Below are 6966 nucleotides of genomic sequence, written 5' to 3'. Positions count from 1 at the left end.
TTAGGATGAGAAAAACGCTTAAGCTTAGGGTAGTTCAATCTAGTCAGACTCTTTTCTATTAATATGTTTACAAGTCGAGTCTAACAAGATTGGACTTTTTTTGTTAATTAAAACGATTTAACTAGCACCACGCGTAAAAAGAATGTAAATAAAGAACACGAAGAAAAATCATTCCAGATAGCAGAACTAGAGTGATTTTCAATACACTTGATTATTTTACGCTTACTCATTATCTACTCAGGGAAGAATGCACATCAATTTGTATTTAATTGGTTAGCATCCCCAGGAACTTTAATCATTGTTGCAACTTTTATTGGTGGTTTTATTCAAGGCGAATCACTAAAAGATATGTTAAAGATCCTTTGGAATGTTATCAAAGGTTTGTGGAAGACAATTATCACGATTTGTTCAATCGTTGCTCTAGCTAAGGTAATGGGCTACTCAGGTATGACATCATCATTATCTGTAACTTTAGTAAGAATTATGGATCCAGTTTACCCATTGATTGCTCCTTTAATTGGTGCATTAGGAACCTTCATTACCGGCACAGATACTTCTGCTAACGTTTTATTTGGTAACTTACAATTATCAGCAGCAAAGACTTTAGACGTAAGTTCAAACTGGGTAGTTGCTTCAAACATGGTTGGTGCAACTGCTGGTAAGATGATCTCACCATAAAGTATCGCTATCGCTTCTGCTTCAATTGGTAAAGAGGGTAGTGAAGGTGTTATCTTGAAGGAAATGCTAGTATGGTGTGGATTATACTTACTAGTAATTTGTGTCTTCTGATATGCAACGGTTTTCTTGTTCAAGGTGCTTTAATTTTTCGAAACTATAAAATCTTGCTAATAATTAAAAAGCCATAAACGCTAGTCTTGAGTAATCATTTACGGCTTTTAATTTTTATATTTTGAATTTTGTAAGCATTTTCTTTCTTGAAAAATCAACTTAATGCTAAAATTTATTTGTCTGAATGATAATAATTTTGGACAAGAATTACTAACTTGGTTAATTTACCTAAATAAGCAAATTATAATCTTAGTATTATTATGATATTTATAAAGGGGTATTTTTATGAGTAAATCAAAAATTGTGATTATCGGTGCATCCCATCCTGGACATGAAGCAGCTATTGAATTAGTTGATCGCTATAAGGACTTAGATGTTCAAGTATTTGAAGCTAGCGATTTTGTTTCATTTATGTCTTGTGGTATGAAGCTATTTCTTGAAGGAAAAACTACTGGACAAGATAATGTTCGCAACTTTGCGCCAGATGATTTCAAGGAGCGCGGCATTAAGTTGCAAAACAATAGTGAAGCAATTGCCGTAAATCCTGAAAATAAGACTGTCACAATTAAAAATACAGTTGATCAAACAACTACTGATGTAAGTTATGACAAGTTGATTTTGACCCCAGGTGTTAACCCACAAAACATTGACGTACCTGGAAATGATCTAGACCATATTTATTTAATGCGTGGCTACAGCTGGGCAAGCAAGATCAATGAAGCACTTAATGATCCATCAATTAAGAAGGTTAGTGTTGTTGGTGCTGGTAATGGTATTTCTGCAGTTGAAGCAGCTCTTAGCCATGGTAAGGAAGTTACTTTAATTGATATTAACGAAGCTCCACTTTCAAATTACTTACCTGAAGAATTTACTGATGTTTTCACTAAGGAACTTACAGATAAGAAAGTCGACTTGTTAATGGACACCAAAGTAACTGGCTTTAAGGGTGACGGCACAGTTGAAGCAATTGTTACTGATAAAGGTGAAGTTGCTACTGATTTAGTAATTATTACTGTAGGTATTAAGGCAAATACTGATTGGCTAAAAGACACGGTTAAGCTTAATAAAGCAGGTTACATCTTAACAGATGAATACTTTAGAACAAACTTACCAGATGTTTATGCAGTTGGTGACGCAATTTGGCCATATTCAATTCCAGCTAATAAAAATATCCCTATTCCTTCAGCAACCGCTTCTAGACATGAAGCACAATATCTTGTAAATCACTTGTTCGAAGAAAAGCCAGCTCGTCCATTCTACGGCTTAGCTGGTGCACAATTATTAGAATTCGGTGATGTTCATGCAGTAGTAACTGGTTTAAACTCAAGAACAGCAAAATTTGCTGGAATTGAAGCCACAACCAGTGTATATGTAGATCATTTACGTCCTGACTTCATCCCAGATGAAGATAACCCATTAGGTTATGTAGCATTGACCTTTGATAAGCTTAACCACCAAATTTTAGGTGGGGCAGTAATGTCTACTTATGATTTAACAGGTCAAGGAAATGTCCTCAGTTTAGCTATTAGCCATAGACTTACTTTAGAAGATCTTGCAGAACAAGATTTCTTCTTCTCACCAAGTTTTGACCGCCAATGGAGTCTACTTAACTTGGCGGCCCAACATGCCTTAGGCTGGGCTAAATTCTAATTTAATGAAAGTAGGTCCCAATATGAAGTATTCAGAAACAAAAGAAAAGTTAAATGAATTAGTCATTAATTTATTGCATATGCACATGATTGTTCGCCGTCACCATTGGTATATGCGCGGCAGTCAATTCTTGAAGTTGCATCCATATCTTGATGACTTAATGGATGAACTAGATGATCAGATTGATGGTCTTGCAGAAAGACTAATTACCATCGATGGTTCACCTGTTGCCACTTTAAGGGAAGTTGTTCAATTAAATAAAATTCCTGGTGAAAAGGGGAGTTGGAACTTCACTAATACACAAAGACTTGAAAAGATCATTTCAGGCTATCGTTATTTAGATAAGCTCTATGAAGAAGCGCTTGAAGCTTCTGATAAAGAAGGAGATTACTCTACTAATGATATTTTGACTGGTTTCCATACTGATCTTGAAAAGCGGCTTTGGATGTTAACGGCTGAACTTGGTCAAGCTCCAGATATTGATGCATAAGTCGTAAATTTAGAGAAAATAGCGAATCTGTAGTGGTTCGCTATTTTTTATGGCAAAAAGCTCTATCACAATTTACGTAAGCAACTGAAATTTGGACTATAATTTCGAGGCTTTTGTTATGTCTAAATTATCTGAACGAGACATTAATTATTTCTGAAACTTGCGAACTCTGTTCGCGGGTGTGTCATTGTTTCATAGCTTCTGCTTTAGTTTTACGCTTTCCTTCAAGTCTTTGTCTGTGTTGCAGGTTTATCCATCATTTGGCCCGACTAGATATCTGTACGCTCACATGAAAAAATTGATAGTCAATTCCTTCATTAATAACGTGATACACAAGAAAAATGCTACCAAATCAGTCAGATTTAGTAGCATTTTTTTAAATTAACTAAAGTAAATTTTAGAAAAGATATTTATTAGGCAAGACAGTTAGGTAATGTTTATTTTACAAAACCTGCACTAAACCAGTTAGTTGCGCTTGGTTTAAGTGACCATCCAGTTACTTTTTTATTAACAGCGGTGATTGAATATGAATTAGTGGTAGGTACAACATAGGCTTCATTGTACATCCATTTTTGCCATTTTCTGAATGCGTCAACACGATACTTATGGTTGAAAGCTTTTTCTGAGTCAATATCAGCTAAAAGCTTACTTTGTACAGGGGAAACAAAACGTGCCATATTATATGGTGCAGCAGCACTATAAAGATCATTAGGAGAAGGTTCACTTGAAAGTGACCAGCCACCTTCAAAGACATCAATTTTTGGATCATCAGATTGAACTGCTTGTACCCAATTGTTAAATTCCATTGGACGACCGCCAACAAACTTAACGTTCAAACCGATTTTCTTCCATTGTTGGATATAATTACGCCATACGGGCTCTGCGGTAGTAGCATTGTTTCTAACAGCTAAATTAATAGTAAGCTTCTTTCCGTTAGGTTGAACTCTGAATTCGCCTTTCTTTTTATATCAGGCTTTATCTAGTAATTGGTTGGCTTTCTTCAAGTTATATGGGTAACCTTTAATTGAACTATCGGAAAAGTCACCAAATTGTTCTGGGATCAAAGTATTAACACGGAATGCTAATCCTTGGTAATAGCGTTTAGCAACAGCATCAATATTCATTGCATAGGCCATTGCTTTACGTAATGCTGGATTATTCATCTTGGCATTCTTATTTTCAACATTCTTTCCTAGCTTCTTATCCCATTTACCCACTTTAAAAGCTAAGTAGTTATAACTAAGTGGAACTTCACCAATAAAGTTAGTATCAGTTGCATTCTTAGTTTGATCCCATTGTGTATTAACCACATCAGCAATATCAAATTTATGACTTTTAATGGCTTGGGTAGCAGAACTGGAGCTGACAACAGATGCAACTACTTTTTTAAAGTTTGGTGTACCACGCCAGTAATAAGGATTACGCTCCCAAGAAACAGATTGACCACGAACAATATTAGATACACGGAATGGTCCAAAAAATAGTGGGGATTTTCTGACCTTGTCACTAGATAAAAGCTTTGAAAAAGGTACATCCTTTAAGTAATGATAGGGCTCAGCACATTCCCAGAAATATCCATTACCTGATTGAAGCATACCAGGCTTCATTTGCTTGAAATGGAGTACGACTTTGCGTCCATTTTCACCATCAGGCATTTCAATTCCAGAAATTTTCTTGCTTTTACCTTCATGATATTCAGCTAAGCCAACAATATCAGCTAAAGATTCAGTATATCTTTGTGATTTAGAGTCTTTATTTGCAATAATTTCATAAGCAAATTCAACGTCTTTAGCAGTCACTTGCTTACCATCTGACCACTTAACTCCTTTTTTCACTTCGATTGTGACAGTCTTAGCTTTCCGATTTAGTTTAAAAGTAGCAGCTCCTTTATTATTAATCTTATATTGATCATCTGTTGAAAATAAAGATTCTAGACCTGGGCTTTGTACCTCACTATCAATTGAAGTATCTGATAATTCTGGTAAGAAAATACCAGTGAATGGACTGTCTGATTCAAGAGCATAGGTTAAAGTTCCTCCTTTTTTAATACTTTTTACAGGAACAGTTTCGCTAAACTTATGATTAGTTTTATTTGCATTACTACTGTTTGTATGTTTGTTATTACCACATGCAACTAAACTTAAAGTTGCTCCAGAAATAAGTGCTAATGCACCAAAATATTTTCTTGCTTTAGTCATGATAAAGCGCACCTCCAAAGAAATTTTATTAAATTATATTTGAATTTTATTATATGATTATTAAAAAAGCAAATGGTTTTGTTTATTTTTGTTAAAAAATATAAATAAAATTAAAAAGATTAGATCTTAGGATACCTAAAACATAATAGAGATAAGTCAGATCAAATTGAACTACTCGAAATATATGCAATAATGAGGAATCTTAGGACTTGCATGATCGTTTCAAATAAGAGTCAGAGCCCTGAACTCTATATAGCAGAATATGCAAGGTGCTAAGGAACATAACGATCGTAAGTTGATAAAAATTAGGAAGGATAAATGAAAGTATTTTTTCACTTTTAGCTTATTATAATGCGGAAAATAGAATACGCATTTTAGTAGGATTTCAAACCGCTTAGAAATGACAATATTAACATATAATGGTGTATTGATGGACAAGCTTTAATTAGCACCAAGAGTACATCTTATTACTACAATTATGATAGTATCAAGACAGTAGAAAAACCATACTCCGATAAAATATCGAAATATGGTTTTAAAAATAGAGTGATCTAAAATATGTCCCAAATTTGGCGTTCGCATCAAATTCGACTGGCCTTAAATTTAAATTAATTATTGAATTTTATTCTTCTGTTGTAACAGCCAAGTTTGGCATAGTTGCAATGTCGTTCATATCAATGTATGACTTTTGACCCTTAATGCCGTATAAAATCAAAGTTTGGTCGCCATTTTTAATAGTCTTAGTGCGGTCAACACTAACTTTGCTGCCAGCAGTTAATTCTTGGCTAACTGTTTTACCTTCGGCATCGTAAACAGGGACTTTAGATTCATTGCTATGCTTATCTAAAGTTACGGTTTGGTATGCGGCATATAATGGTTCATTATTTACGTAACTTACATTAGATACGCGGATATATGCGTTTTTACCGATGCTGTAATATTGGTGGCCCTTAATAGTCTTAGTTGATAAAGCCATCTTTTTGCCATCATTTACTAAGAAACGGTATGCATCACTAGCAGCTGTTTTAATCGAGCCGGTGTAGTTTACAATTTGAGATCTACGCAATAAGACACGCTTAGAGTTCTTAGTTACGCGCTTACCATTTTTGTCGTAAACATATGAATTATTAGCAATATATAAGACGCTCTTGCCGTTTAATGCTGAAATTGCGGAAGTCGGAACGTACTTGTTTTTAGCAATCTTATAAGTATATTCATAGTTGATTAACTTAGGAGCGCCGTAGTATTTAAAAGTAGTGCCGTTCTTAATCTTTTGATTCTTTTGTTTGCCAGCAGCATTGTAGACACCGATTAGATACTATTGTTATTGCCAACAGTAATTGTGCCAGTTGACTTTTTAGTAGCAGCTTGAGCAGTAGTGATTGATGGATTTACAAGTGCAATAGCTGGTGTTGTTAAAGATAATGCGGCAGCAGCTAAGCTGATTGATTTAATGAGTTTCATGGATATTCCTCCCTTGAAAATATCAATATTTTATTTGCTATTATTATATCTTTTTTTGAAAAGAATAGTTTAAATTTACCTTAATTTATAGCTTATAATGTGTGTGGATATGTGAATTGATAAAACTAATGTAGGTGGTTATTTAAAATAATTTGTTTGTAAGATTTTACTGTTGATGTAAGTAAGCTAAGAGAGATTAAGAGGTATTTAATATGAACACTGTGGAATTGAAACAATGGGGTAACTCACTAGCAGTGCGTTTACCTAAAGCTGTTCTAAGTAAAGCAGGAGCTGATTAACTGCTAACAAAAATATGGAAATTTGTAGAATATTATAGAAATATTTGCCATAATATTTATCAGAAAGTTAAACATG

4 protein-coding genes and 4 pseudogenes are annotated in these 6966 nt (G+C 34.2%); 4 read left to right on the top strand and 4 right to left on the bottom strand.

What is annotated here, in order from left to right; all coding sequences use genetic code 11:
- Positions 1 to 231: 231 nt before the first annotated feature.
- The 3 genes and pseudogenes from JCM1039_RS11580 to JCM1039_RS09840 all read left to right on the top strand — a co-directional run.
- Positions 232 to 789, top strand: a pseudogene (locus JCM1039_RS11580) (L-lactate permease); the annotation flags it as partial.
- Between the two features lie 285 nt (positions 790 to 1074).
- Positions 1075 to 2439: an FAD-dependent oxidoreductase gene (locus tag JCM1039_RS09845; RefSeq protein ID WP_025015610.1), complete on the top strand. Its 1365-nt coding sequence runs from the start codon at positions 1075 to 1077 to the stop codon at positions 2437 to 2439.
- A gap of 22 nt (positions 2440 to 2461) precedes the next feature.
- Positions 2462 to 2929 (top strand): Dps family protein, encoded by a 468-nt coding sequence (locus JCM1039_RS09840; RefSeq protein WP_025015609.1) that lies wholly within the window; start codon positions 2462 to 2464, stop codon positions 2927 to 2929.
- A gap of 437 nt (positions 2930 to 3366) precedes the next feature.
- Here JCM1039_RS09840 and JCM1039_RS11575 read toward each other — a convergent pair.
- Positions 3367 to 5127, bottom strand: a pseudogene (locus JCM1039_RS11575) (oligopeptide ABC transporter substrate-binding protein).
- 256 nt (positions 5128 to 5383) lie between these two features.
- Here JCM1039_RS11575 and JCM1039_RS12980 point away from each other — a divergent pair.
- Positions 5384 to 5572 (top strand): annotated as a pseudogene (locus JCM1039_RS12980) (hypothetical protein); the annotation flags it as partial.
- A 177-nt stretch (positions 5573 to 5749) separates the two neighbouring features.
- On the opposite strand, the gene JCM1039_RS12790 reads toward JCM1039_RS12980, so the two are convergent.
- From JCM1039_RS12790 to JCM1039_RS12285, 3 genes and pseudogenes are all read right to left on the bottom strand, one after another.
- Entirely contained in the window at positions 5750 to 6193 is a 444-nt protein-coding gene (locus tag JCM1039_RS12790; RefSeq protein WP_244438055.1) for an SLAP domain-containing protein, read from the bottom strand.
- Positions 6194 to 6199: 6 nt separating this feature from the next.
- Positions 6200 to 6397: pseudogene (locus JCM1039_RS12975) on the bottom strand (SLAP domain-containing protein); the annotation flags it as partial.
- Positions 6398 to 6438: 41 nt separating this feature from the next.
- Positions 6439 to 6591, bottom strand: coding sequence for a hypothetical protein (locus tag JCM1039_RS12285; protein ID WP_155831177.1), 153 nt, complete (start codon positions 6589 to 6591; stop codon positions 6439 to 6441).
- Positions 6592 to 6966: the final 375 nt, after the last annotated feature.

The organism is Lactobacillus kitasatonis DSM 16761 = JCM 1039, from assembly GCF_000615285.1.
GTDB lineage: Bacteria > Bacillota > Bacilli > Lactobacillales > Lactobacillaceae > Lactobacillus > Lactobacillus kitasatonis.
The sequence above is the reverse complement of the archived record's forward strand: the minus strand, read 5'-3'. Positions and strand labels throughout refer to the sequence as shown.

Coding starts and splice junctions, on each gene's coding strand:
- JCM1039_RS09845 (WP_025015610.1), top strand. CDS start 1,075: ATGAGTAAATCAAAAATTGTGATTATCGGTGCATCCCATCCTGGACAT.
- JCM1039_RS09840 (WP_025015609.1), top strand. CDS start 2,462: ATGAAGTATTCAGAAACAAAAGAAAAGTTAAATGAATTAGTCATTAAT.
- JCM1039_RS12285 (WP_155831177.1), bottom strand. CDS start 6,591: ATGAAACTCATTAAATCAATCAGCTTAGCTGCTGCCGCATTATCTTTA.